Below are 252 nucleotides of genomic sequence, written 5' to 3'. Positions count from 1 at the left end.
CACATGGCAAATGCCACACTATCATCGACGCTGTTTCGTTTCACTACTGAGTTCGGCATGGGGTCAGGTGGTTCCAAAACGCTATGGTCGCCAAGCAAAAACTTGTAAATTCTTTTTTTGCTCTAAAAAACCCGGCTCTTTGAGCCGGGCTTTCTTAAATAGGGCCCTGACGATGTTCTACTTTCACATGGCAAATGCCACACTATCATCGACGCTGTTTCGTTTCACTACTGAGTTCGGCATGGGGTCAGG

General features: G+C 47.2%; 2 rRNA genes. Both read right to left on the bottom strand.

Annotation, left to right across the window (positions count from 1 at the left end):
• Position 1: 1 nt before the first annotated feature.
• Positions 2-95, bottom strand: a 5S ribosomal RNA gene (gene rrf / locus C2M35_RS15310).
• A 69-nt stretch (positions 96-164) separates the two neighbouring features.
• A 5S ribosomal RNA gene (gene rrf / locus C2M35_RS15955) occupies positions 165-252 on the bottom strand; the annotation flags it as partial.

It is taken from the genome of Pseudoalteromonas sp. T1lg76, from assembly GCF_002964725.1.
Lineage (GTDB): Bacteria > Pseudomonadota > Gammaproteobacteria > Enterobacterales > Alteromonadaceae > Pseudoalteromonas.
Note: the sequence above shows the minus strand (reverse complement) of the source record. Positions and strands in the feature narration are given on the sequence as shown.